Consider the following 25732-nt stretch of genomic DNA (forward strand, 5'->3'; position numbering starts at 1 on the left):
TATGCGCCATCTTGCCATCATTGGCTGCGGTTGGTTGGGGCGCCATTTGATCTGCGCCATGCCAGAACCATGGTCAATCAGCGCCACAACCGGTCATCAAAGCAGCGCTGATGCGCTCCCTGTAGCCAGCTTTGTCTATGATTGGACAAAAGATAATTTGCCCGCACCATTGCTCGATGCCAGCCATTTTGTGATTGCGATTCCACCGACCGCTGGTGGCTACGCACACTACGGCGCGCATCTTGCACGTCTTGCCAAGCAACTGCCCAACGATAACCCGATCATCTTGATCAGCAGCTCAAGCGTCTATCCGAGCAAAGCCGGTGTATATGACGAAGACAGCGCAGCCGATCCCAATAGTGCGGTTTATCAAGGCGAACAAGCGCTGCGCAAAGCCTGTCCTCAGGCGATGATCTTGCGTTGTAGCGGCTTAATCGGTACAGACCGATTGCTTGGCGTGCGATTTTTTGGTGCTGTCTGTGATAAAGCCAATGGACGACTGAACCTCGCCCACCATTGTGATGTCACGGCAGCGATTATAGGCTTATTAACCCGTCCTCAAGCAGGCGCAACGTATAATATCGCCCACCCTGATCACATCCTGCGTCACGACTTTTATCGCTTGATGGCGCAGGTCTCCGGTCAAGCTGAGCCACAGTTTAGTAATCATACCTGCGATGCTGACCGCATCATCAGCGGTCAGCGCATCACCGAACAGACGGACTTTAACTACGCACAGGCCTCGCTTGGCGCGTACTTTAGCGCTTAAATAGCGTTAGCGAATAATGGGGTGATATCTGTCGCACGCCCCATCTGCACCACGTAATCGTGCACCTTCTCCGCCCAATCAATGCCTTTAACGATACTAAGATTGCGCAGAATCGGAAAGAGGAGAATATCTTCCAGACTCGACGCCTGTCCATTGACTGCTTCAGCACAACCTATGAGTGGCGCTAAGGTTTCAAGATCTGCATTAATCCGACCCAGCCATTCATCGCTACGCGCGATATTATCGGCAAAATCACCCACCATTTGGCTTTTCTTCACGCTGTAATAATCGATCGCACTTTGGGTGGCGAATTCTTCAAAGCCAACTTCCACCACGCGCGGCATCACTAAGTGCGCAGCATAATCACCGACTTTTTCCAGCCAAGCCTTAATTTCTGGACGCACTGTTTTATCCAGTGTGTGTCCAGCGACTTGATAGAAATAATCGACAATATCAAGACTTTCACCTATTGCTTCACCATCCTCTTTGACCAAGATCGGCAACATTTTTTTACCGATTAGCGCGTTCGGCGTTTCTTCATCGTCGTTATCAAGAATAATGCCCTCAACGTTTAGGTTGAGCAGGCCAGCCGCCATGCGCGCACGCGTGCAAAACGGACAATGATCATAATAATAAAGCTTCATTTTTCCTCCTTAATATGCCGACACCAATGCAGCGTTGCACCAATCACACTCACCGGCATGGCAAATAAATTCAAAATAGGCACCATCATCATCACCGTCGCCAACCCGCCGAAACCAAAGGTATCGAGCGGACGACCACGCAGCCGACGGCGTTGTTCAGCAAAACGAATACCGTGGTTGGCCATCGGGTAATCCATGTATTGCAAATACGCCACCCACGCTGAGAAAGCAAACCAAAGAAATGGCGCAATCAAATTGAGCACAGGGATCAAGCTAAGAATCAGCAACACAACCGCGCGGCTTAGGAAAAAGAACGTTTTCCGCACTTCCTGGCTAATACTTGCTCGTGCTTCCTGGGCTAAGGTTAATCCTGAATCAGGCGTTACCCCAGTCTCTAAGCGCTCAACCGCCGCGGCTAAAAAACCATTAAAAGGAGCAGCAATCAAGTTTGCTAACAAACTAAACGTGTAAAAGACAATCAAACCAAACAAGACCGCTAACAACGGCCACAACACCCAGCGCAAATAACTCAGCCATGAATCGGCTGGCAAAAAATGCTCCATCACCACATTCAGATAATGAACAAAGCCCCAGGTCGCTAAAGCAAAAACCACGATGTTAATCGACAGTGGCACCCAGACATAGCGGCGCAAGCCGGGTCTTGAAAGCCACCTGAAGCCTTCGAGTAAGGTGTTGATGGCACGCATTAAGCTTTAAGGTTCTCAGCAATCACTTGGGTAAAGAGCTCAGAAAGCGTTTGTAACTCATTAATGCGTGGATAGTTTGGTCGCGTCGCTAAAGCAAATCGGCGGTGTGGCCCTTTTGCCGCTAACGGCACAAAGCTTACTTTATCTTGTAAGTAAGTTAAATACGGCAGCGCCATTTCTGGGACAAAAGTGAGCCCCATATTATTCACCGACATTTGAATTAAGGTGTTCAGGCTTGCTTCGCGGCTAAAATCATGGCCATGTTTGGTATTAAACTGGCATAACTCGACAATCTGATCCTTCAAGCAATGACCTTCGCCGAGTAACAGCATTTTAGCGTTTTGCAGCTGTTTGTTGGTCAATTGTTTCTTATCGGCAAGCTCATGGCCTTTAGGCACCATCGCATAAAAAGACTCTTCAGAGAAGGTGAGAACATCCAAACCTTCTGTGTCATAAGGTAGCGCGATTAACGCCGCATCGAGCGTGCCATTGCGCACTTTATCAAGTAAGCGCTCACTGGTGTCTTCATGAATATTGATCGCAAAATCCGGATGTTGTTCACGCAATGCTGGCAAAGCTGCTGGCAATAAATACGGTGCGATGGTCGGAATAAAGCCAATCGACATCGCAAAGCTCAAATCGCCGGTACCCGCCTTAGCGCGTTCTTCTAATTGCTGGGCATCAAGATAAATCCGTTGCGCGCGTTCGAGCAATTCCACCCCAATCGGGGTCACCACAACCTGCTTGTTGTTGCGCTCAAACAAAGCTACGCCAAGATTTTTTTCCATTTCAGCAATCCCAAGGCTCAGCGCCGACTGCGACACCTTGCACTCATCAGCCGCACGCTTAAAATGGTGGTGGCGTGATACGGCTAAGGCAAACTGAATCTGGCGTAAGGTAATCATACTTTTTCCTTTTTTAATGATAGAAGTGATTATTTTATATTAAGCAAAATAAAATTCAAACCTAAATACTTTGAAATTTTGCTAATGATTGAAGCTGTGTATAATGCGCAGCTAATCCATTAACTTTTAATCAACTGGAGTATCATAATGTCTATTATTAACAAACATATCCCTGAGTTTAGCGTCCAAGCTTTCCACAATGGCGAGTTCAAAGCCGTCACCAGCGATGATGTTAAAGGTAACTGGGCGATCTTTATTTTCTACCCAGCAGATTTCACTTTTGTTTGCCCAACCGAACTGGAAGATATGGCAAAACAATACGATGCGCTTAAAGAGCTGGGCGTTGAAGTGTATTCCGTTTCTTGTGATACGCATTTCGTACACAAAGCCTGGCACGACACTTCTGATGCGATTGGCAAAATCCAATACCCAATGCTTGCTGACCCAACTGGCGTGTTAGCACGTGGTTTTGATGTAATGATCGAGGCAGACGGCGTTGCAGAACGTGGCACCTTCCTGGTTGACCCAGATGGTTTGGTTAAAGTTGCCGAATTGCACGATGGCGGTATTGGCCGTAGCGCGAAAGACATGGTGCGCAAAGTTAAAGCCGCACAGTATGTTCGCAACAATGATGGTGAAGTGTGTCCTGCGGCTTGGGAAGAAGGCCAGCAAACACTCAAGCCAAGCTTAGATTTAGTCGGCAAAATCTAAGGATTGCCTAGATAGCGTGGGTAAGACGGATTAAACGCCCTCCGCCCACGCCTATCATCTTGCTGATGTGCAACCATCGAAAGCCGGTCAACGACCGGTTTTTAAAACCCAGTATAATAGGAAAAATCAATGCTTGATCAATCTACATTAGACGCAGTAAAACAATATACGGCCAATCTCGAACAACAAGTTACTTTAGTACTTGGCGCAGGCGAGCACGAGAAGCGCGGCGAGCTGCACGATTTTCTTAGTGCTATTGTTGGTGTATCAGATAAGCTCACGCTCAATGCTGAAGGTGATAGCAGCCTGCCGAGTCCGATCAGCTTTCGCCTGGACAATCAACACGGCGATACCGGGATTGTGTTCAGCGGGATTCCTGGCGGGCACGAATTCAGCTCACTGATTTTGGCGATTCTGCAGGCTGGTGGTAGCGCGCTGAAACTTGACGCATCGATCCAATCGCTGATTGCCGGTATTGATCACGAGCTGAAGTTCCAAACCTATGTCTCGCTTTCGTGCCATAACTGCCCGGATGTGGTGCAGGCGCTCAACCAGTTTGCCCTGTTAAATGAGCATATCCAAAGTGAGATGATTGATGGCGCATTATTCCAAGAGCAGGTTGATGCGAACAATATCCAAGGCGTTCCAGCCGTCTTTTTAAATGGCGAACCATTTGCCAACGGCAAAATCGACACCGCCAAACTGTTAGACAAACTGCTGTCGCTGTACCCGGAAATTAAAGATTACGGCCATCAAGATAACGCCTTACCACTACAGGATGTCACAGTGATCGGCGGCGGCCCGGCTGGGGTCGCAGCAGCAATTTATGCCGCGCGTAAAGGCCTAGCCGTGACATTAGTGGCTGATCGTATCGGTGGCCAGGTTAAAGACACCATGGACATTGAAAACCTCATTTCGGTGCCTAAAACTACTGGTCCAGAGCTTGCAGGCAAATTGCATACTCACTTACAGGAATATCCAGTCACTATTCGTGAGAATTTAAGCGTGGCCAAACTGATCCGTGGTGATAAGCAACATCAGATTGCGCTCAGTACGGGTGAGACGATCGACAGCAAAACGGTAATTATCGCCAGTGGCGCAAAATGGCGCGAGCTGGGTGTGCCGGGTGAAAAAGAAAACCTCGGTAACGGTGTGGCCTACTGTCCGCACTGCGACGGGCCGTTTTTTAAAGGCAAGCATGTGGCGGTTATCGGTGGTGGGAACTCCGGCGTTGAAGCCGCATTAGACCTGGCCGGCATTGTGCGTCATGTGAGCGTATTCGAGTTTATGCCACAGCTCAAAGCCGACCAGGTACTGGTTGATGCGATGGGCAAACGCGACAATATCGACGTTTACACCAATATGGCGACCAAAGCGATTCATGCCGAAAACGGCAAAGTCACCGAGCTCGCCTATCAAGACCGCGACAGCGGTGAAGATAAAACCCTAGCACTCGATGGGGTATTCGTGCAGATCGGCTTGGTGCCGAATAGCGAATTCGTCGGTGAAGAAAGCGGGGTAGAGAAAACCCGTTTTGGTGAAATCAGCATCAACGCTAAAGGCGAAACCAACGTCCCGGGGATATTCGCCTGCGGCGATGTCACCACCGTCCCGTATAAGCAAATCGTGGTGGCGATGGGTGAAGGTGCGAAAGCCGCCTTATCGGCATTTGATTATTTAATCCGTTTATAAGCGAGCTGTGTCGGCTTGTGTCATCTAGGAGGGATGACACAAGCTGGCATATTTAAGAGCCAAGCAAGGACGCACAGCGCGGGTGAATAGGAATCAGTGGCTTGGGTTTAGAAGGTCGCGGGGGCTTAGGATGCAAAATCGCATCACTTTGATCAGCGATCCAATTATCTAAATCTGCATTACAGCCATCACCGGATGGAATCGGTGCCTGTGCTTGGCAATCAGGATTGCCTGGTGGACAATGCATGCGCACATGGAAGTGCGCATCGTGTCCCCACCATGGACGGATTTTCCGTAATTGCTCGGCAGGATCTGTCGCGTAGCTTTGTTCGCACAAAGCTTTTTTAATCACTGGATTAACAAAAATTCTCGCGGTATCAGGGTGTGCGGCAGCGGTCATGATCGCTGTCGTGTATGCGTCCTGCCAGCGCCCAGCGATTAACCGACCGGCTGCTTTATCAACCAGTGAAGGGGGCTCAATATCATTGGGTGGTACCCCCCCTCAGCCACCGTATAAAACCAGATATCGATATCTAAGCCATTTTGGTGTGAACTGTGGCCGTAAGGCATTTTTCCGCCAATCGGTTGGCTGAGATCGCCGATCAAAATGCGCTGCCCGTAGGTATCGACTAAGGTATTCGCAACCTGATCAATCATACCAAGGGTAATCGGTTGGGTATAAAACCGGTTACGAAAACGACGAATACTTACATATCCGCGACCTTCTTCAGGGAGCACCTGCGCGCCTTGTTGGCAGCCATTTGCGTAACTGCCAATCGCTTGTGGCGCTTGCAGGGTCGGGTGGGTCACTCGGCTCCAGGGGTTTTCCTCAGCAGCGAACACCGCTTGACAAGCGATCAAAGCGAGTAACAAAAACCCACGACCCATATCAGCCCTTATACAGCTTAGGATTAAACACGTCGCGTAACCAATCGCCGAGCAAGTTAACCACCAAGGTGAGGATCACGAGCACCAAGCCTGGGAATAGGGTAATCCACCAAGAACCGGAGCTTAAATATTCAAAGCCGTTGGAAATCAGCGAGCCGAGTGACGGCTTATCTGGCGGCATGCCAAGACCTAAAAATGATAGCGCCGCTTCGCTCATAATCGCGTTCGCAATTTGTACGGTAGAGATAACCAAAATCGGCGACAGGCAGTTCGGTAAAATATGACGAAACATAATGCGGATGGGCTTAAAACCCATCACACGCGCAGCTTCAACGTATTCTTTCGATTTTTCCGAAAGCGCTGTTGCGCGGATCGTGCGTGCGTATTGTGGCCATTCTGCCACCCCAATAATCACCACCAGAATCAATACTGCATTAGCGGCAAAAAATTCTGCGCCAAAAGCGGTTTTAAACAGCGCTGAAATAATGATCGCGACCATCAGGGTCGAGAATGACAGTTGAACATCGGTGATACGCATCAGCAGGTTATCTAACCAACCACCATAAAAAGCAGCGACCAGACCAACCACCACACCAATCATCATCTGCAAAGAAACGGCAAAAATACCGATCGCGAGTGAGGTACGCAAACCGTATAAGATGGTGGAGTAAATCCCCCGGCCTTGTTCGTCGCTGCCTAACCAAAAGCGTGGATCGCCATAATCCATCCACACCGGCGGTAGTTCGCTATCCATGATATCAATCGAGGCGAGATCATAAGGATCATTTGGCGCTAACCACGGCGCGAATAACGCTGCGAGCACAAACACGCAAAAAATGAGGAACGAAACGATCACCACTTTATCGCGCTTGAAGTAGTACCAAAAATCAGACTGACGGAAGCGCTGAAATCGTGAGGGATTACCCATTTCTACCGGTACACTCATGACTTTTTCCCTCCAGAGAGATTGACGCGTGGGTCAATCAACCCATAAACCAGATCAACAATCGTGTTGGTTACCACAAAGATCAAACCAACAAAAATAATATAGGTGGTGAGCAGCGGAATATCGGCACGGTTCACCGCCTCTAAAAACATAAAGCCCATACCCGGCCACTGAAATACCGTTTCGGTGAGGATAGTGTAGGCGAGCATGATGCCGATTTGCACGCCACCAACAGTAATCACTGGCAGCATCGTATTACGCAATGCGTGCTTATAGCGAATCTCACGCTTCGACAGGCCTTTAGCGCGGGCAAAACGGATATATTCCTGTCCTAATGATTCCATCATTTCCGCACGCACTAAACGAATAAAGAGCGGCAACATAATCGATGATAAGGCAACCGCTGGTAACACGAGATGCTTCAATCCACTGATGGTGAATAAGCCGGTTGACCAGTATGTAAATTTAATAACCTCACCACGCCCATAAGACGGTAGCCAGCCTAACCACTGCGAAAACACATACAACAATAAAATCGCGGTTAAAAAAACCGGGATCGAAATACCGACAATACTCACGCCCATGATGATTTTCGTGAGCCAACTGCGCGGGTGAATCGCGGTATAGACACCAAGCGGAATCGACAAACCAATCACGATTAACGCTGAGGCAAAAACCAGCTCTGCGGTGGCCGGTAGTTTTTCAAGAATCACCTCGATGGTCGGGCGTTTGAAGAAATAGCTGGTGCCAAAATCCCCTTGTACGGCGTTATACAAATAGCGTCCGTATTGCACAAAAAACGGGTCATTCAGACCAAGCGATTCACGCAATGCCGCTTTTTCTTCAGCAGAGGCGCTCATCGCGGTCATTTGCGCCACCGGATCACCGAGTTTGCTTTGTACCGCAAAAGCAATTAAAGAAATAACCAGCATAACCAGAATCAGCTGAAAAAAATGTTTGATAAAAAAAGTAAGCATAAATCTTTAATATTAAACAAAAAGCACCCGGTGCCGCAGCAGCACCGGGTGGGTTAATGGTTTATTCTTCCACGACTAGTTTGCTGAAAATTGGGAAGTTTTTCAGGTTAACCGTTTCTGGGAAGTTGGTAATCCGCTTGGTATAGCCCCAGTTGTAGTTCTGCCAATGTAGTGGCACAAAGATCGCCTCATCGTATTCGATCTTACTCGCCTCACGAAGCAGCGCATTGCGCTCTTCACCATCAACCATGGTGTTCGCTTTATTGACCAGCTCATCAAGCTCAGGCGCGCTATTGCCGTTACAGTTGTACTGCCCCACACCACTGTCCGCGTCACGGGTCATGGTCAAGTATTCGCTGTAGTTAGCGCTATCGCCCGTATCAGAAGACCAGCCAATCATCGGCATGCCGGCCTCACATTTATCGAACTCATCCCAATATTGTGCTTTCGGCATGGTGGTCAAATCCACTTTGATGTTGATTTTTGCCAACATCGCAGCTACTGCTTGGGCGATTTTTTCATCATTCACATAACGGTTATTCGGCGCAATCATCGTCACGCTAAAGCCATCTTCATAGCCAGCCTCTTTCATCAGCTCTTTAGCTTTTTCAAGATCATAGCGAGGGGTTAAATCAGGGTTATAACCACTGTAGCCTTCTGGTGAGTTTTGTCCAGCCGCAGTCGCAAAACCACGCATGATCTTCTCAACGATCCCTGGATTATTTACCGCATAAATCACCGCTTGGCGCACACGCGCATCTTTAAACGGTTCGGCCACATTTTGGTTCATTTGGAAGGTGATGATGCGATCACTTGGGATACTGTAGAGCTCAAAAGCTTCATTTGATTCAACGCGGTCCAAGTCGGTTGGTGGCACAGGGTAAATCCAATCAACCCCACCAGAGAGCAGCGCCGACACACGGGTGGCATTTTCTTTGATTGGTACTAAGGTGAATTTATCCACATTACCCGTCTCACCCCAGTAATCAGGGTTCTTCACATATACGCTCTCCACCCCTTGCTGGCGGCTTTCAATGGTGAACGGGCCAGTCCCAGAAACATGTGTTGACGCATAAGTTCCAGTACTTTTCTCAATCAGCGCTTTGTCTTTACCATTCTCATCAGTGCCGCTATAAAAATCCTCGTCCATGACAAAGAGATAGGTCATATTAGCCAAAACCAAGGGGTAAGGTTCCTTAGTGACCACATCAATGGTGTAGTCATCAACCTTTTCAATCCCTTCATAGAGCGCAAACAACCCTTTAAAATCACCGGAAGTAAGCATACGTTGATAAGTAAAGAGCACATCATCAGCGGTCATATCGTTGCCACTGTGGAATTTGATGCCTTTACGCAGATTAAAACGCGTCACTGTTGGTGAAATTTGTTCCCAGCTTTCAGCGAGTACAGGTTCAATTTCTAAGTTCTCATCAAAACGTACAATCGGGTCAAACAACCAGTTTGCCATTTGTAGCGTCCCTTCTGAGAGCTGCTCTTGTGGGTCAAGCGATACCGGATCAGCGTCAAAAGCCACCTTAATCTCAGCAGCTTGCGCCATTGTCGCCATCGCGCCAGTCATGGCTAAAGCGAGTAGGGTTTTCTTCATCATGGATAGACTCCTTGGGTTGGGGAAACTAAGCAAGTGACGTTGTGCCGGGCACACGATCAAAACGTGGCATCAGCTCAATCAACTCACGGGTATAAGGATCGCTGGCGTGCTCAAAGAGTTGATTGGTATCATTAACTTCTACCAATTGCCCCTGTCGCATCACACCAATACGGTCACACATCTGACGAATCACCGGTAAATCATGGCTGATAAACAGCATCGTCAAATTCAATTCGGCTTGTAAATCTTTAAGTAAATTCAAGATTTGTGCCTGCACCGATACATCAAGCGCTGAAGTTGGCTCATCACAAATCAGCAAACGTGGACGTGTAGCGAGTGCGCGCGCAATCGAGATTCGCTGTCGCTGCCCACCCGAGAATTCATGCGGGAATTTATCACCCGCATCGCGCGCCAGCCCCACATGCTCAATCAAATCACGCACAATGCTCTGCACTTGCTGCGGTGAATCAGCGAGCTTATGAAAGCGAATCGGCTCAGCAATGATGTCTTTAACCCGCATCCGCGGATTGACCGATGAATACGGGTTCTGGAACACCATCTGCATCTGCCGGCGCATCGGCAGACGCGCTTTTTCCCAGGTCAGCGCAGTTAAATCTTGTCCTTCAAAAAAGATCTTGCCGCTTTGTGGTGGGTGCAAACCGGTAATCGCGCGTGCAGTGGTTGATTTACCCGAGCCAGATTCACCCACCAAACCAAAGGTTTCACCCACTTCAATATTAAAGCTGACATGGTCAATCGCTTGAACATAACGGCGCAGGTGTTTAAAAACCGATTGTCGGGTAACAAAGCGCAGCGAAATATCTTCAACGCGCAAAATCGGTCCATCGTATTGAGGAATTTCCTGCTGGCGCCCCAACCAATGGGTTTTTAAATCCAAATTTGCGCGCTCACCGGCCTCTTCAATATAAGTCACCAGTGGGAAGCGATCGAGTTTGATGTTCGATGGTGGCACGGCGGAAATCAGGCTTTTGGTGTACTCATTTTCTGGCTGGCGCAGCACTTGTTCGGTGCTGCCAATTTCCATCCGTTTGCCACGATAGGTCACCATCACACGATCGGTGACCGAAGCCACTACGCCCATATCGTGGGTCACCAGCATACAGCCAACGTCTTTTTCACGACATAATTGCCGCAGTAGCTGCAAGATTTGATCCTGAATTGACACATCGAGTGCGGTAGTCGGCTCATCGGCGATAATAAATTTAGGCTCGGTTGACAAAGCTATAGCGATCACTACACGCTGGCGCATACCACCAGAGAATTGATGCGGATATTGACGCAGACGAACCTCAGGATCGGCAATCCCCACCGCATTAAGCAGGTCAATCGCGCGCTTTTTCGCTTCATTGCGACTCACGTCTAAATACGCAAACATTGGCTCCATCAGCTGTTCACCGATGGTGAGCAGTGGATTGAGTGAGGTCATTGGGTCCTGGAAAATAAAACCAATATCTTTACCGCGTAAGCGACGCATCTCATCGCTTGATAAGGCGCGGAGGTCTTTTCCATCAAGGCTAACTTCGCCACCAGCAACGTAGCCTGGCGGGGTGAGTAGGTCGGCAATCGCATTACCAATGGTCGATTTTCCAGCGCCGGATTCACCAACAATCCCGAGAATTTCACCACGATAAAGCTCAAAAGAAACATGATCCACAGCGGTAAAATCGCCATGACGAGAAGGGTAAACTACGTGCAAATCTGACACGCTAAGTAGCGGCGTTGCGCTCATGAAAGCTTCCGTTCCATATAATCATAGACGACCCATATTATATGGCAGTGTAGCTTTATGCAATAAGCGTGCGCTTTTTTCTGTCGCTCAGCACTAACGCTGTGCGACTATTTAAGTGATTGTTAAGAATGACAATTATTATGAATTATCTGGCTTAACTGTTTGATTAAACAAACGTTTGAGCCACCTTGCGGTGGCTCTTTATTGACTCTAAAGCGGCTGTTTAGTGCTTGGCAGCGCTTTTAAATGATAATGTCGCCACGCTACGCTGAAGATGCGCGTATTCATCATCAGGTGTCGGATGATTTACCAGTGCAGTCACAACATTGAGTCCGGCGTTACGCACGGTCAGGGTAACTTGTCCTTCCGCATTGGTTTTTTGTTGGTTTTTCGCATCACCGACATAATCCGCGGTTACCGGCACATCTGCTTGTGGCTCGCCATCAACATAAACCGTTACCGTGAGGCTATCGCCTTGGGCAAGCGTTGATGGATCGGTCTCAGGGATAACTTGTACCGGTAAGTCAAAAGGCACCATCTCACCCTGGTAAGGCTTCATCAGGCTAATGTTGTATTTGAGCGAAGTCGAGGTATCGGCTGGGTTGCTGATTGCCGCTTTATCGACTGCCTGCCATTTAACCGTCTCACCTTTCTCCCAATAACCATTATTGAAAGATGCGGTAATCACCGCAGCATCTTCTGCAGGGTTCACCGCACTGTGGTTACCTTGGCCAACAACTTCAACGCTAACGGGTTGGAAGTTCGCATCATAAGCCATGACTTTCTGGACTTTCTCTGGGCTGTACTGGTCGTCAATAGCGCCCATCCCATAAACAATCCCTAACTCGCCATAGTGTGGTGCAACCCATACGCCATGCGCAAGCGCCGCGCCACTAGTCAACAAAAATGCCGATAACAGTATTTTTTTCATAGATAATCCTCGATGGTTAAGAGTGTTTTCTAATTGAAAACAAAACGCATTCTATGTTGATAAATAAGTTTTATCAACACGATTATTTATCGAAAATACTATCTTTTTGTTAACTTTTTTCTGCTGGGCTCTGTTTTATATGCGGCTATTCTTTGATAAAAAATGGTTTTTTTATAACACCATAGCGCCGATCCAGCCGCTAAATATCAGTGGAATATTAAAATGGAGGAAGGTAGGGATCACCGTATCACGAATATGATCATGCTGACCGTCCGCGTTGAGCCCCGAGGTTGGGCCAAGCGTAGAATCGGACGCCGGCGAACCGGCATCGCCTAACGCCGCCGCAGAACCAACCAACGCCACAGTCGCCATTGGTGAAAAACCAAACTGTAAACACAGCGGCACATAAATTGTCGCGATAATCGGCACTGTCGAAAAGGACGAACCAATACCCATAGTGATAAACAGACCAATCACCAGCATAATCAGCGCAGCAAACGCGCGATTATCACCAATAATCGCTAATGATGCTTCCACTAAAGCCGGTATTTCCCCGCTCGCTTTCATCACCGAAGCGAAGCCGGTTGCCGCGATCATAATAAATCCCACCATCGCCATTAAATGCATGCCTTGTAAAAAGACATCATTTTGCTCATGCCAACGAATGACCCCGGTTGCCGCTACACAGGCAAAGCCAACCACACCACCAAAAATCATCGACCCGGTGTAAAGCTGCGCCCCCAGCGCTAATAAAATCGCCAGTACAATCATCGCAATTTGCCAAGGTTTTAAAGCACTATTTTGTGCCTTACGTTCACCGCTGATCGCTTGTTCGGCGTATTGGCGCGGTTTGCGATAGCTCAAAAAAAGCGCAAACAATAGCCCGCAAACCATGCCTGCTGCCGGAACCAACATCGCTGGTGCGGCGATAGAGCGATCGACATCCATCCCCGAACTGTTGATTTGGCCAATCAAAACATCGTTAAGAAAAATACTGCCAAAACCAACCGGTAAAGTAAAATAGGTGGTCGTTATCGCAAAGGTAATCGCACACGCCACCGCACGGCGGTCTAATTGAAGACGATTAAGCACATGCAACAATGGTGGGATTAAAATAGGAATAAAGGCAATATGCACCGGAATCAGTGTTTGCGAAAAAATCCCGGCAATAATCAAACCGCCATATATCAACACCATCAAGCCAAGGCGCTTGCTGCTCCCATCGATACGTTTGAGTAAGATGTCTGCGAGCTTTTGGGTAATCCCGGTACGCGCAAGAATCACAGCAAAGGCACCTAATGCGGCATAAGCTAAAGCCATCGTTGCCCCATCACCAAGGCCATTGTTGAATGCCTCAACAATCTCTTCAATCGGCATACCAGCATATAGGCCACCAGCTACCGCGGCGACAATCAACGCAAAGACCACTGATACCCGAGCCACACTCAAGCCAACCATCAGCAACACAGCGAGCACAATCGCATTCATAAGCTTCTCTCACAATCCATAAAAAAAGGGAAGGTAATGAACTGGCCACCTGTTGTCAATCTTTTGTTTTTCTTAAAAAGATGCCGTAGCTGGCTGGCTAGAGAAAAAAGCGACCGGGCTTTTTTTGGTATTGTTCTATTAGTCAGATAAAAAAAGCCCCAAGCACGGCTTGGGGCAAATCATCATGAGGCAATGTGACAGATTGCTTTCGCGCTCCATCGACTGTAATGATAATTATTCCTAATATGCTTGTCAAGCGCTTATTTCATTATGCTTTTATTTAATCAGTACCAGAAACATACTATATTGTTTTTATTCGATTTTATGGTTGCATAAAATAAATTTGATGTCTATAATGTCCGCCAATGGCAAGTGACACAATTGCGCATGCGCAATAATACTAAAAAAATACAAACAATCCTCCATCTCCTAACAGCGCGTCAGCGCTGTTTTTTTATGCCCCGATCTTTGTTTGGCAAAACCGCAAGTAAACCAACGATTATGCTAAACTGCTTTCTTTTTTCTAATCGGTAAAAATAGACGTACGATGCTCAACGAACCCGCTTTAATGTTGTCTTCTTTGTTGGCTTTAGGGATTGCTGCGCAGTGGCTTGGCTGGTCCACGAAAAAGCCAGCCATTATTTATCTGCTGCTGATGGGCATCATACTCGGTCCAACCCTGCAGCTATTTAACCCTGATGAAGTTTTAGGCGAATGGTTATTTCCGCTGATTTCGCTTGGGGTCGCGATCATCCTTTTTGAGGGCGCGCTCACCCTGAACTTCCAGGAAATTAAAAGCCATGGTCGCGTCGTGACCAACCTCGTGACTGTGGGTGTGTTAATCACGATTGCCATCGCAACCGTCGCTGCCTTGTGGATTATGGACATGAGCTTCGGATTGGCGCTGCTTTTTGGCGCGCTGGTGTGCGTCACCGGGCCAACGGTGATTGTGCCGCTGCTGCGTAGCGTTCGTCCTAATAAAAACATCAGCAATATTTTGCGTTGGGAAGGCGTGGTGATTGACCCCATCGGTGCTTTGTTGGTGGTTTTGGTTTATGAATACATCATCGCCGGTCATTCACCGCTTATCTTTGCCAAAACCATTGTTTTAGGGCTGCTGTTAGGTAGCTTGAGCGCCTATGTGCTTGCCCAGCTATTGAGAAAGCATTGGGTGCCGAAATATTTGCATAACGTTTTCACCCTGGCTTTAGTGTTACTCATTTTCGCCCTATCGAACGCGCTGATTGAAGAATCTGGACTGCTCACTGTAACGGTTATGGGTATGGCTTTAGCGAATATGAAAAACGTACCCACTGACGATATTTTAGACTTCAAAGAAAGCTTATCGATCATCATTATTTCGATGCTTTTTATTATCCTTGCCGCGCGTATTAACTTCGATGGGTTCCAACTAATGGGCTGGAAAGGGGTGTTAATCTTACTCATCATTATGTTTGTTGCCCGACCGTTATCAGTCTGGGTTTCCGCCTTAGGATCGAATTTATCGACCAATGAAAAGCTCTTGATCAGCTGGATTGCCCCGCGTGGGATTGTCGCCGCCGCTGTTTCATCGCTGTTTGTCCTTAAGCTTGGCGAGATTGATGGCCATGATGTGTTAGTACCTTTGGTGTTCACGATTATTATCGGTACGGTGATGGTACAAAGCTTAACCGCGAAACCACTAGCCAATTGGCTTAAAGTCGCTGATCCCAACCCGAACGGGGTTTTAATCTCCGGGATTAACCCTTTTTCCTTACTTCTTGGCAAAGCGATTAAAGAAAACGGCTTTGATGTGATGTTAGCCAGCTCAAGCTATGATCAAACGGCCAAAGCGCGCATGGAAGGGATGAGCGTGTATTATGGTGATCTGGTTTCAGAGCATGCGGATCGTCATCTCAGTCTGGTTGGCTACGGTCATCTTTTAGCGCTTCACCAACGCGATGAGCAAAATATGCTGGCGACCCTGCGCTATCGTAGTGAGTTTGGTCATCATCGAGTGTATCGCATCAAAGTTTCTTCGCGCAGAAACGACAACCAGCGCAATAATACCTATCAAGAGTGGGATAGCGCATGGTTATTTTCGCCTGAATATACCTATAGTGAACTGACCATGATGGTCAGCGGTGGCGCACAAACACGCAGTACCAATATCAGCGAAAGCTATGGCTTTGATCAGCTGCTCGCTGAAAATCCTAAAGCGGTGATGCTGTTTGCTATATCGCCGACGAAAAAAATCCATTTATTTTCCTCACAGGCAAACTTTAAATTAGATAAAGGCTGGAAAGTCATTTTTATGCTGCCTTTTTCCAAAGAAAAGGAAGTGGAAAAAATTGCCAAGCGACAAGAGAAAAATGGACGTCGCCGCGCTGAAGATACCCAAACGAACAAGGATAACTCATGAAGATACTGATGGTCTGTATGGGCAATATTTGTCGTTCGCCGATGGCTGAAGGAATCGCCCGCGATTTAATCAATCAATACGACGTCAAAAATACACAGGTAGATTCTGCCGGAACCCATGATTATCATGTCGGTGAAGCCCCTGATCGTCGTGCCCAGGAAACCATGGCCAAACATGGTCATAATATTAGTAAGTTACGCGCTCGCGCGTTTTCAGCTGACGATTTTCAGTCTTTTGATCAGATTATGGTGGCTGATGAACATAATTATGCGCGCATCATAGCGCTGGCTGAAGATGACACACAGCGAGAAAAAGTGGTTAAAATGCTCCATTATCATCCGCATTTATTCGATCAAGATGTGATCGATCCTTATTATGGGGGCGATGATGGATTTGAGCGAGTTTACCAACAACTCTACACTTCATTAGATACGTATTTAAAAGCATTATGAATCAAGACGGCGAATCTATTTGGCAAAGCATTATCGCAAATTTATCGGCGATCTTAGACAATGAAGCTATTACGCTGTTGCGTGCCCAGGAATTGCAATACGAAAATCAACAATGGACGATTTTTGTAACCAATAAATTTGCAAAAAAAACCATTGAAAATAGATATTTACCTTTTATTAGCGAGGCGCTAAAAAAATTTTCTATCCATCAGTTCGACATCCAGTATGAAGAACGGGATATGTTTTTACCGCGCAAAAAGAAACCGGCGCGTAAAGCGTTTCAAAGCAACCTTAACGCAGATTACCAATTCCATAATTTCGTCCCTGGCCCGTCTAACGACCAGGCGTACGCTGCGGCACAACGTGTCGGTGAGGGATACCTCGATTACAATCCGCTGCTCATTTATGGTGGTACCGGTTTAGGTAAATCCCACCTGATGCACGCGGCCGGCAATGCTTTGCGCGCGCGTGGTAATAGCCGGGTGATGTATTTAACCGCTGAAACCTTTGTGAACGACTTTATTCGCGCGATTAACGATAAAAGTAAAAATATGCGTGATTTTGCCGATCAATACCGCAACGTCGATGCCTTATTGATCGATGATGTGCAATTTTTAGGCGGCAAAGACCGTTCTCAGGCGGAATTTTTTCACACCTTCAATAGTTTATTTGATAATAAACGACAAATTATTCTCACTTGCGACCGCTACCCTAAAGAAATTGAAGGCTTGGAAGATCGCTTAAAATCGCGCTTTGGTTCGGGTTTGGCGGTTTCGGTTATTCCTCCAGAGCTGGAAACCCGAGTGGCGATTTTACAAACCAAAGCACGCAATATTAATCTGTCGCTTTCTGATGAAGTGGCGTTTTTTATTGCCAGTCATGTGGTGTCTAACGTTCGTGAATTAGAAGGCGCACTGCGCCGTGTATTTGCCTTGTGTGAATTCCGCCAAGCAACACCGACCATTGAATTAAGCCGCGAAGCGCTCAATGATCTGATTAACGCACAAAACAAACAAATCAGCTTGGATAACATCCAAAAGCTGGTGGCGCAGTTTTACCGGGTGAGCATCGACGAGCTGCACTCAAAAAGCCGTAAGGCATCGATTACCCGACCACGACAAATTGCGATGGCATTAGCAAAAGATTTGACACGACATTCTTATCCAGAGATTGGCCAGGCTTTTGGTGGCCGCGACCACACCACAGCAATGCACGCGTATAAAAAGATTCAACAGTTATGTAAAGAAGATTCTGATTTTAATGAAGAATATAGAGGGTTACGGATGTCGATTACCGGATGAGCACAACCCTGGGATAAACCTAGGATAAGTTGTGGACAATTATGGGATAAAAAAAACCATTGAGTTATCCCTTTTTATCCACACACTGTGCACAAGTTCATCCAATCACGCTAAACCCATTTTTTCTAGTAAAATAAGCAGTTGATACACTTATCCACTCATCCACAAGACTTACGGCGAAGACGAGATATAAAAAGAGGTATTTATGAAATTTAGGATTGTGAAAGAAACGTTGCTTGATGCGCTGAATGACATCAATGGCATTGTCGAACGCAAATCCCCTTCGGTCATCATCACCCATGTGTTAATCGAAGCAAAAGATGGCGCACTTTATCTAACAGGAACTGACACCGAGGTCACCTTAAAAGCCAATATCGCCGCTGAAATTCGTGAAGAAGGGTCTATTACCGTTCCTGCGGGTAAATTTGCTGACGTGGTTAAGAGCATGCCTAATGGTGTGTTTATTGATTGTCAGCTTAACGAAGCACAATTCGTTATTCGCGCTGGCAACAGCCAGCTCAACCTAGTCACCTTACCGTCGATGGACTTCCCAGTATTAGAAGTCAGCGACAGTGACTACAGCATTCAGATTAATAGTATGACGCTACATGAAGCGATGCAGAAAGTGCGTTTTTCAATGGCCACTCAAGATGTACGCTATTATTTGAACGGCCTGTATTTGCATACTTTGGGTGAAAGCAACCGCATTCACGCGGTTTCGACTAACGGACACCGACTTTCTTGTGCGGGTGCGCAAACCGAAAATAGCGAACAAAGCGAACACGGTATTATTTTGCCGAAAAAAGCAGTTAATGAATTAGCGAAATTAACCGGTCGTTTTGATCAAAGCCTGAGTCTTGGTATCAGTCAACGGCAATTAACCCTGCATTTAGCCAACTATACCTTTACTACCAACCTGGTTGAAGGCAATTATCCAGATTATGAAAATGCGATTCCTGACAAACAAGAGCAACCGATTATTATCGCGCGTGAAGTGTTTATCGAAGCCTTACAACGGGCAAAAGTCTTGTTGGTTGATCGTCATGATGGTATTCGTCTCACCTTTGATGAGCATGTATTACGACTGGCAGCGCGAAACCAAGATAATGAAACCTCTAATGAGACCCTTGATGTAATTAACAACCGCTTTGAGCTGTTAGAAACCACCTTTAACATCAATTATTTAATCGAAGCCTTAAGCCATATTGAAGGAGAAAATATTCTCATGCATATCAGCAGTGGTGAAAGCGCCTGCTTGATTACTAGCGAGGAAGACCCGCAAGTACGCTATGTGATTATGCCAATGGGTAATTAATGCTCTTATCTTCACGGCGGTTTTTTCCTTTTTTTATCACCCAATTTGGTGGGGCATTTAACGACAACCTGTTTAAAAACGCGTTGTTGGTTTATTTAACCCTCACCGTTTCCTCGAGCCGTGAACTGAGCTTATATTCAAACTTAGCGATGGCGCTGTTTATAGCGCCGATGTTTTTATTTTCAGCCTGGTCGGGGTTGATTGCCGATCGTTTTGAAAAACAAGGCTTAATCGTCAAAATTAAATGGCTGGAAGTGCTGATTATGGGCCTTGGCGTCATGAGCTTTATCAGCGAACAAGTTTGGATGATGCTGTTGGTGTTATGTCTCTTAGGCCTGCAATCAACCTTTTTTGGACCGATTAAATACGGAATTTTGCCTGAGCGTCTGCGTGAAGATGAGCTGATGTTAGGTAATGGTCTGGTTGAGGCGGGCACATTTCTCGCTATTCTTGCCGGAACCTTACTTGGCGCGTATCTAGTCAGTTTAGAGGCGATGCAATGGCTGTTATTTGCCACTATGTGCCTCACAGCGTTCATAGGACTGTTTGCCGCCTGGTTCATTCCTAAGGGCAATAAAGGAAGCGCTAAAATAGAGCTACCGCCGTTTAAACCCTGGCAGCAAACCCGTGATTTGCTCAAAGAAACCGCTAAAGAAAAAATTATATTACAAAGTATTTTAGCGATATCCTGGTTTTGGTTGCTCGGTGGTGCGCTGTTAACGCAAATTCCGCAATATAGCCGGGACGTTCTTGGTGGTGATCCATCGGTGACCACCTATTTATTGGTGCTTTTTTCTTTAGGTATTGGCATAGGTTCTTTGGCAGCGCATTTTTTTTCCCATGGGCGAATCGAGCCAGGGTTGGTGCCTTTTGGTGGTTTTTTACTTGCGCTGGGTTTGGCAGGCGTGATTGCGATTGATCAGACGCAAACCAAAACGCTTTATGGTTTTGCTGAGTTTGTTCGTGAAGGCGCGTTTATTTCAGCGAGCTTGTCATTTTTCTGTTTAGCCTTTGCAGGTGGGCTCTATGTTGTACCGCTGTATGCCTTAATTCAAGCGCGTGCTGAAACTGGTCGCAAATCGCAAACAATCGCTGCGAATAATATTCTCAATGCGCTGTTTTTAGTGATCATCAGCGTATTTTCCCTATTAATTCTCAGCGTGATTGGTTGGTCGTTCCAAACCCTATTTAGCATCCTATTAGTGGTGCATTTATTGGTGTGTGCGTATATCTTCACCATAGTGCCGGAGTTTATTTTCCGTTTGATCGTGATCACGATTTGCACCCTGATGTATCGTTTACGGGACAGTGGGCGCGATAATATTCCTCAAGAAGGGTCAGCGTTTGTGATTTGCAATCATGTGACCTATCTTGATCCGCTGATTTTAATGGCGGTGAGCCGTCGACCAATTCGCTTTGTGATGTATCATAAAATCTTCCACGTACCAGTGCTTAAATGGCTGTTTAAAACCGCTCGTGCGATCCCTGTGGCACCAAGACATGAATGTGAAAAAACGTATCAGCAAGCGATGGAAACCGTGCATGAAGCGTTAGAAAATGGCGAATTAGTGGGTATTTTTCCTGAGGGTAAAATTACCCCTGATGGCAGCTTGCAGCCGTTTCGTGAAGGTATCGAACGCATGCTTGCCCGCGATCCGGTGCCAATTGTGCCGATGGCGCTTGGGAATCTATGGGGCTGTTTTTTCAGTCGTCATAATGGATTATTCCGTAGCTTGCCGCGTAAATGGATGGCAAAAATTCCGCTAACCATCGCTGAGCCGTTACCCGCAACCACCTCAGCGGCAGAGATGCAAAACCGTGTTGCGGCATTATTAGCTGAGCAAACGCATTAAAAACGTACAGTAAGTCGTTAATCACATTCGCTTTTATAGGGCTCATCGATTAAAATAGGTCAATATTTATTGACAACCAAAACAGGTGTTTTTAATATTAACAACCTTAATGGTTGTTTTAAGAAGTTATGAATCACACCCCATCGATACTGATACAAGGCGATATTATTGGTTCTAAGAAAGAACCTTTAATATGGGTCGATAAGCTATCTTCTGCGCTTGATCAGCTCAATCAACGCTACGCGTCTGCTTTTACGATGCCCTTTTCTATAGTTGCCGGAGACGGTTTTGGCGCCGTGGTTAACGATTTAGCGGATGCTGTGACGCTGGTTCAGCGCTTACAAGGGTTACTTGCACCGGTTGAGGTTCGGGTGGTGATTGTTTGTGGTGAAATTAATCAGGCTAAGGCTGATAATTTTAACGAGCTTCATGGTGATGCCCTATTGGTGGCTAATCGCTGCATTAATCAGCTCAAAAAAACCGGCAAACATTTTTCTATTCACTGTACGGATGAAGCGCTGGGTTTAGCGATAGAAGGTATGATTAATCTGATCTTTGCGCTAAGAAAAGACTGGTCAGTGCAGGCGTGGGCAACCAATGCGTATCACCTAAAGGGATGCAAACAAAAAGAGATTGCTGAAGCCTTAGGGATCACCCAACAATATGTGTCAAAATTGATGATCGCATCAAATATGCGCCTCATTCACACCTGCCAAGCGGATTTATTGCGTCTGATTGCTTTAAATAATGGGGGATGATTGATGGCTTTATTCATTATGCTCTGTGCTTATGTAATTGCTTGGCAATTAAGCAATTATTTAATCAAAACGCTCGTTTCTACAAACAATCACCCATCTTCGACAAGCGTTGATGTTAATCGTGATGGCGATATCGATCAAAAGGATCAACAAATCATTCGCAATGGCTATATTATTGGCAAATGTGAAAACTTAATTATTGTGACGTTAGTGCTTAGCGACGCCATTACTGGTTTGGCGTTGATTTTTGCGGCGAAAAACCTGGTGCGACAGGAAGATATTAAACGCAATGCCGGCTTCTTTTTGGTCGGCACGATGGTTAATTTTACCGCCAGTTTAATGGTCGCTTTTATCGCCAAATACGTTATTTCTTTAGTCAGTTAATCTATTCTGTCACAGTATTTAGCTGCGCTGCATCAGGGTAACGCGGTCGCGTCCACCGTGGTCTTGTACGGTGCTAATTTGTTGCCAAAGCGCACGGTTTTGCGCCAATTCGCGCAGCTTTGCTGCTTGCTCGAAACCGTGTTCGAGTAATAACCAGCCGCCAGGTTTGAGCGCGCGCGCAGCGTGATCAATTAAATGCTTCAAATCGGCATAGCCTTGTTCTGCGGCAACCAACGCGCTATAAGGTTCGTAGCTAAGTGATGTGAGGTGTGGGTCATCATCGGCAATATAAGGCGGGTTACTCATAATCACATCGAAGGCACTATCAGCCAATGGCTCAAGCCAATCGCCCAGTATAAAAGCCACATTCGTTATTTGGTGGCGCACTGCATTTATATTGGCTACGCGCAGGGCTTCTAAACTGCGGTCGCTGGCGATGACCTGTGCATCGGGTCGGGTTTGTGCCACAGCGAGCGCTAAGGCGCCGCTACCGGTGCCTAAATCAGCAACTAATGGTGTGGGACAACCTTTCAAACAGCCAAGCGTGGTTTCGAGTAGACATTCGCTATCGGCGCGTGGAATGAGCGTGTGTTGATTGACCGCTAGATCTAAGGTATAAAATGGCTGGTGTTCGACCAAATAAGCCAAGGGTTCGCCGTTTAATCGTCGAGCGAGCAATTGATTTAAGTGTTGCTGTTGGCTGGTACTCAGCTCAGGATCGTGAATGCGCTGTTGGGTTGGGTTGAGGCCGGTCACATAAGCAAGTAACCAGCGTGCCTCAACCATCGCCTCATCGCTGTCGATTTTGCCACAGGCGGCAATCAACCATTGGTTGAGGGTCATGCGTTTTGCAAATCGAGCAAGGCATTGGTTTCCTGCTCTTGTTGCAGAGGTTCGATAATCGCATCTAACGCTCCTTCGAGTATCTCATCAAGCTGATACAGGGTGAGGTTAATGCGGTGGTCGGTAACACGCCCTTGCGGATAATTATAGGTGCGGATGCGCTCGGATCGATCGCCACTACCGACCAGGCTTTTACGCTCAGCAGCCTGTTCGGCTTGCGCACTTTGTCGTTGGGCATCGAGCAGGCGCGCTTGTAGGAGGCTCATCGCTTTAGCGCGGTTTTTATGCTGTGAACGTTCTTCCTGGCATTCAACCACCACACCACTGGGTAGATGCGTGATACGGATGGCGGAATCGGTTTTGTTGATGTGCTGCCCGCCAGCGCCTGATGCGCGATAGGTATCAACGCGTAAATCCGCCGGATTAATCTCAATGGCTTGCACGTCTTCACCTTCGGGTAGCACAGCAACGGTGGCGGCTGAAGTGTGGATACGTCCGCCGGATTCGGTTTCCGGAACGCGCTGCACGCGGTGGGCGCCGGATTCGAATTTTAAGGTCGAATACACCTGGTTACCGCTGATGCGTGCAATGATTTCTTTATAGCCACCGTGTTCGCCCGCGTTATCGGATAAGATATCGATCTGCCAGCGTTTGCTCTCGGCGAATTTGGCGTACATACGCCATAAATCGCCAGCAAAGATTGCAGCTTCATCACCACCGGTACCGGCGCGAATTTCTAAATACACATTGGCTTCATCGAGTGGATCTTTGGGGATCATTTGCCGCTGCAGCTGTGCTTCGCAGGCGATTAGGCCTTGTTCAAGCGTTTCGCGCTCACTTTTGGCGAGTTCAGCCATCTCGGGATCATTTTCCATATCCTCAAGATCTTCAAGCTCACGCAGAATACGTGAGCGCTCATGGATATTTTGCACAACTGGTGTGAGTTGTGCGTGTTCCTGACCATAGACGCGTAATTTATCGGGGTTAGCGGCGGTTTCCGGGTCAGCGAGTAGCGCATTGAGCTCTTCTAAGCGCTCAGCAATGGTGTCGAGTTTGGCAAGAATCGTGGCGTGCATGAATAATGGTTATGAGTTGGAATGGTTGTTATCGACGTTAAAGGTATCGGCGACAATGGCAAGCCAGTCTTTATGATCTGGCGGAATAGCGTTGATCAGTTCGCTGGGGTTATGGAGCAGCTTATTGGTTAATTTATAGCTCATTTGTTCGAGGACAATCGCTGGATCATCACCATGGGCTAGGCGGCGATACGCATCTTGTAACAGCTGTAAGCGCAGATCGTTGGCGTTTTCGCGAATTCGCCGCACGATTTGTTGCTGGGGCTTGAGTGCAGCCAGCCGAGGAAATCATCGCTGTAGAGATGGATCATCACCTCAGCTTCACCAGCAGCGGTTTTACGCGCACTCATATTGTCATCGATGATTTGCTCGAGGTCGTCGATACCGTAAGTAAAGGCTTGAGAAAGCGTATTGATGTCGCTATCAAAATTCCGTGGCAACGCTAAATCGACGTACACTTGCAGGTTATTGCGGCGTTTTTTCATCGCCTGCTTGGCGTGATCGCGAGTGATGAGTGCATAATCTGCGCGTGCGGTGCCAAAAATCATGTCCGCTTCGTGCAGGTGGTCAGAGAGCTGCGTCAAAGAGATTGCATAACCGCCGGTTTCTTCAGCCAACATTTGTGCATTTTGCAGGGTGCGGTTGGCAATGATTAGATGTCCAATACCGGCATCACGTAAGTATTTTGCGGTGAGTTGTCCTGTATCACCAGCGCCAATGACTAAAGCACTGCGCCGCTGGTGATCGTCAAAGAATTGTCGGGTTAGCTTAACCCCGGCATAAGCTACGGATACGGGGTTTTCACCAATCGCGGTGTTGTGGCGAACTTGTTTGGCAATCGCAAAGCTTTGTTGAAACAGACGGTCTAGGATCGAACCCACCGAACCTGAGCGCTTACCCAGACGATACGCATCTTTGAGTTGGCCGAGGATTTGTGGCTCACCTAAAATTAATGAGTCCAGCCCACAGGCAACGCGAAACAGGTGATGGATGGCTTCGCGCTGTTGGTAGATAAAAGTACTTTGCGCGAGTTCTTGCGGATCCAGGCCTTTGAGCTCAGCGAGCACGCGACTAAAGGCTGGTGGTTTGCTGGCAGTGGCGTATAGTTCGGTGCGGTTACACGTCGAAACCAAAATCAATTCATTAACATCAAGCAAACGGCGCGCGGCACTTAAGAGCGCTTCGCCCTCCTGCTGGGTAAACGCCAGACGCTCGCGCAGCGCGACCGACGCCGTTTGATGGCTAATGCCATAGGCGTAAAGCGTGTTTGATTGTGAATGATTGTCAGCCAAGTTTGCCATCATGATAAAAAATATCGTGTTATTCTAAGGC

At 47.3% G+C, this 25732-nt stretch carries 25 protein-coding genes; 10 read left to right on the forward strand and 15 right to left on the reverse strand.

All coding sequences use genetic code 11. The features are described 5' to 3' along the window. The first annotated feature begins 1 nt into the window (after nucleotide 1). Nucleotides 2–769, forward strand: a complete 768-nt coding sequence (locus L0B52_RS06105; RefSeq protein WP_235063848.1) for a sugar nucleotide-binding protein — start codon at nucleotides 2–4, stop codon at nucleotides 767–769. On the opposite strand, the gene grxB is transcribed toward L0B52_RS06105, so the two are convergent. From grxB to L0B52_RS06120, 3 genes are read right to left on the reverse strand one after another with little or no spacing between them, the layout of a single operon-like run. Beyond that, nucleotides 766–1413, reverse strand: coding sequence for a glutaredoxin 2 (grxB, locus tag L0B52_RS06110; protein ID WP_235063849.1), 648 nt, complete (start codon nucleotides 1411–1413; stop codon nucleotides 766–768). The two genes, L0B52_RS06105 and grxB, sit on opposite strands and share 4 nt — an antisense overlap. Continuing rightward, the gene (gene cysZ, locus L0B52_RS06115) at nucleotides 1410–2120 is read right to left on the reverse strand and encodes a sulfate transporter CysZ (RefSeq protein WP_235063850.1); all 711 of its coding nucleotides are present in this window, start codon (nucleotides 2118–2120) and stop codon (nucleotides 1410–1412) included. The genes grxB and cysZ overlap by 4 nt, the downstream gene beginning before the upstream one ends. Next, nucleotides 2120–3025, reverse strand: coding sequence for a hydrogen peroxide-inducible genes activator (locus tag L0B52_RS06120; protein WP_235063851.1), 906 nt, complete (start codon nucleotides 3023–3025; stop codon nucleotides 2120–2122). Before L0B52_RS06120 ends, cysZ begins: the two co-directional genes overlap by 1 nt. A gap of 144 nt (nucleotides 3026–3169) precedes the next feature. Between L0B52_RS06120 and ahpC the strand changes: the two genes are divergently transcribed. Continuing rightward, nucleotides 3170–3736, forward strand: coding sequence for an alkyl hydroperoxide reductase subunit C (gene ahpC / locus L0B52_RS06125; RefSeq protein ID WP_409202326.1), 567 nt, complete (start codon nucleotides 3170–3172; stop codon nucleotides 3734–3736). 129 nt (nucleotides 3737–3865) lie between these two features. Beyond that, complete coding sequence (gene ahpF / locus L0B52_RS06130) at nucleotides 3866–5428, forward strand: alkyl hydroperoxide reductase subunit F (protein ID WP_235063853.1); 1563 nt, start codon at nucleotides 3866–3868, stop codon at nucleotides 5426–5428. Between the two features lie 52 nt (nucleotides 5429–5480). Here ahpF and L0B52_RS09615 read toward each other — a convergent pair whose 3' ends face one another. The 8 genes from L0B52_RS09615 to L0B52_RS06165 form a co-directional block, all read right to left on the reverse strand. After that, nucleotides 5481–5909, reverse strand: a complete 429-nt coding sequence (locus tag L0B52_RS09615; RefSeq protein ID WP_311195353.1) for a penicillin-insensitive murein endopeptidase — start codon at nucleotides 5907–5909, stop codon at nucleotides 5481–5483. Next, complete coding sequence (locus L0B52_RS09620; RefSeq protein WP_260088232.1) at nucleotides 5867–6316, reverse strand: penicillin-insensitive murein endopeptidase; 450 nt, start codon at nucleotides 6314–6316, stop codon at nucleotides 5867–5869. The genes L0B52_RS09615 and L0B52_RS09620 overlap by 43 nt, the downstream gene beginning before the upstream one ends. Nucleotide 6317: 1 nt before the next feature. Further along, nucleotides 6318–7262 carry an ABC transporter permease gene (locus tag L0B52_RS06140; RefSeq protein ID WP_235063854.1) on the reverse strand — a complete coding sequence of 315 codons (945 nt, stop codon included), beginning with the start codon at nucleotides 7260–7262 and terminating at the stop codon, nucleotides 6318–6320. Beyond that, nucleotides 7259–8239, reverse strand: a complete 981-nt coding sequence (locus L0B52_RS06145; RefSeq protein ID WP_235063855.1) for an ABC transporter permease — start codon at nucleotides 8237–8239, stop codon at nucleotides 7259–7261. Before L0B52_RS06145 ends, L0B52_RS06140 begins: the two co-directional genes overlap by 4 nt. A gap of 61 nt (nucleotides 8240–8300) precedes the next feature. Beyond that, nucleotides 8301–9848, reverse strand: a complete 1548-nt coding sequence (locus L0B52_RS06150; protein ID WP_235063856.1) for an ABC transporter substrate-binding protein — start codon at nucleotides 9846–9848, stop codon at nucleotides 8301–8303. A gap of 25 nt (nucleotides 9849–9873) precedes the next feature. Continuing rightward, nucleotides 9874–11598 (reverse strand): ABC transporter ATP-binding protein, encoded by a 1725-nt coding sequence (locus L0B52_RS06155; protein WP_235063857.1) that lies wholly within the window; start codon nucleotides 11596–11598, stop codon nucleotides 9874–9876. Between the two features lie 223 nt (nucleotides 11599–11821). Then, nucleotides 11822–12529, reverse strand: a complete 708-nt coding sequence (locus L0B52_RS06160; RefSeq protein WP_235063858.1) for a DUF4198 domain-containing protein — start codon at nucleotides 12527–12529, stop codon at nucleotides 11822–11824. 171 nt (nucleotides 12530–12700) lie between these two features. After that, nucleotides 12701–14017 carry a Na+/H+ antiporter family protein gene (locus tag L0B52_RS06165; RefSeq protein WP_235063859.1) on the reverse strand — a complete coding sequence of 439 codons (1317 nt, stop codon included), beginning with the start codon at nucleotides 14015–14017 and terminating at the stop codon, nucleotides 12701–12703. Between the two features lie 547 nt (nucleotides 14018–14564). Here L0B52_RS06165 and L0B52_RS06170 point away from each other — a divergent pair. The 7 genes from L0B52_RS06170 (at nucleotide 14565) to L0B52_RS06200 (ending at nucleotide 22481) form a co-directional block, all read left to right on the forward strand. Further along, on the forward strand, nucleotides 14565–16418 hold the full coding sequence (locus L0B52_RS06170; protein WP_235063860.1) for a sodium:proton antiporter: 1854 nt from the start codon (nucleotides 14565–14567) through the stop codon (nucleotides 16416–16418). After that, nucleotides 16415–16870, forward strand: coding sequence for a low molecular weight protein-tyrosine-phosphatase (locus L0B52_RS06175; RefSeq protein WP_235063861.1), 456 nt, complete (start codon nucleotides 16415–16417; stop codon nucleotides 16868–16870). Before L0B52_RS06170 ends, L0B52_RS06175 begins: the two co-directional genes overlap by 4 nt. Then, the gene (gene dnaA / locus L0B52_RS06180) at nucleotides 16867–18171 is read left to right on the forward strand and encodes a chromosomal replication initiator protein DnaA (RefSeq protein ID WP_235063862.1); all 1305 of its coding nucleotides are present in this window, start codon (nucleotides 16867–16869) and stop codon (nucleotides 18169–18171) included. Before L0B52_RS06175 ends, dnaA begins: the two co-directional genes overlap by 4 nt. A 205-nt stretch (nucleotides 18172–18376) precedes the next feature. Then, nucleotides 18377–19486 carry a DNA polymerase III subunit beta gene (gene dnaN / locus L0B52_RS06185; protein ID WP_235063863.1) on the forward strand — a complete coding sequence of 370 codons (1110 nt, stop codon included), beginning with the start codon at nucleotides 18377–18379 and terminating at the stop codon, nucleotides 19484–19486. Further along, on the forward strand, nucleotides 19486–21339 hold the full coding sequence (locus L0B52_RS06190) for an MFS transporter (protein WP_235063864.1): 1854 nt from the start codon (nucleotides 19486–19488) through the stop codon (nucleotides 21337–21339). Before dnaN ends, L0B52_RS06190 begins: the two co-directional genes overlap by 1 nt. A gap of 128 nt (nucleotides 21340–21467) precedes the next feature. Further along, the gene (locus tag L0B52_RS06195; protein WP_235063865.1) at nucleotides 21468–22097 is read left to right on the forward strand and encodes a SatD family protein; all 630 of its coding nucleotides are present in this window, start codon (nucleotides 21468–21470) and stop codon (nucleotides 22095–22097) included. 3 nt (nucleotides 22098–22100) lie between these two features. Continuing rightward, the gene (locus L0B52_RS06200) at nucleotides 22101–22481 is read left to right on the forward strand and encodes a hypothetical protein (RefSeq protein WP_235063866.1); all 381 of its coding nucleotides are present in this window, start codon (nucleotides 22101–22103) and stop codon (nucleotides 22479–22481) included. Between the two features lie 18 nt (nucleotides 22482–22499). Here L0B52_RS06200 and prmC read toward each other — a convergent pair whose 3' ends face one another. From prmC to hemA, 4 genes are read right to left on the reverse strand one after another with little or no spacing between them, the layout of a single operon-like run. Further along, the gene (prmC, locus tag L0B52_RS06205) at nucleotides 22500–23324 is read right to left on the reverse strand and encodes a peptide chain release factor N(5)-glutamine methyltransferase (RefSeq protein ID WP_235063867.1); all 825 of its coding nucleotides are present in this window, start codon (nucleotides 23322–23324) and stop codon (nucleotides 22500–22502) included. Further along, on the reverse strand, nucleotides 23321–24400 hold the full coding sequence (gene prfA / locus L0B52_RS06210) for a peptide chain release factor 1 (RefSeq protein ID WP_260088244.1): 1080 nt from the start codon (nucleotides 24398–24400) through the stop codon (nucleotides 23321–23323). Before prfA ends, prmC begins: the two co-directional genes overlap by 4 nt. A 9-nt stretch (nucleotides 24401–24409) precedes the next feature. Next, the gene (locus L0B52_RS06215; RefSeq protein ID WP_235063868.1) at nucleotides 24410–24649 is read right to left on the reverse strand and encodes a hypothetical protein; all 240 of its coding nucleotides are present in this window, start codon (nucleotides 24647–24649) and stop codon (nucleotides 24410–24412) included. Continuing rightward, complete coding sequence (hemA, locus tag L0B52_RS06220) at nucleotides 24580–25704, reverse strand: glutamyl-tRNA reductase (protein ID WP_235063869.1); 1125 nt, start codon at nucleotides 25702–25704, stop codon at nucleotides 24580–24582. The genes L0B52_RS06215 and hemA overlap by 70 nt, the downstream gene beginning before the upstream one ends. Nucleotides 25705–25732: the final 28 nt, after the last annotated feature.

The sequence above is a fragment of the Suttonella sp. R2A3 genome (assembly GCF_021513215.1).
GTDB lineage: Bacteria > Pseudomonadota > Gammaproteobacteria > Cardiobacteriales > Cardiobacteriaceae > JAHUUI01.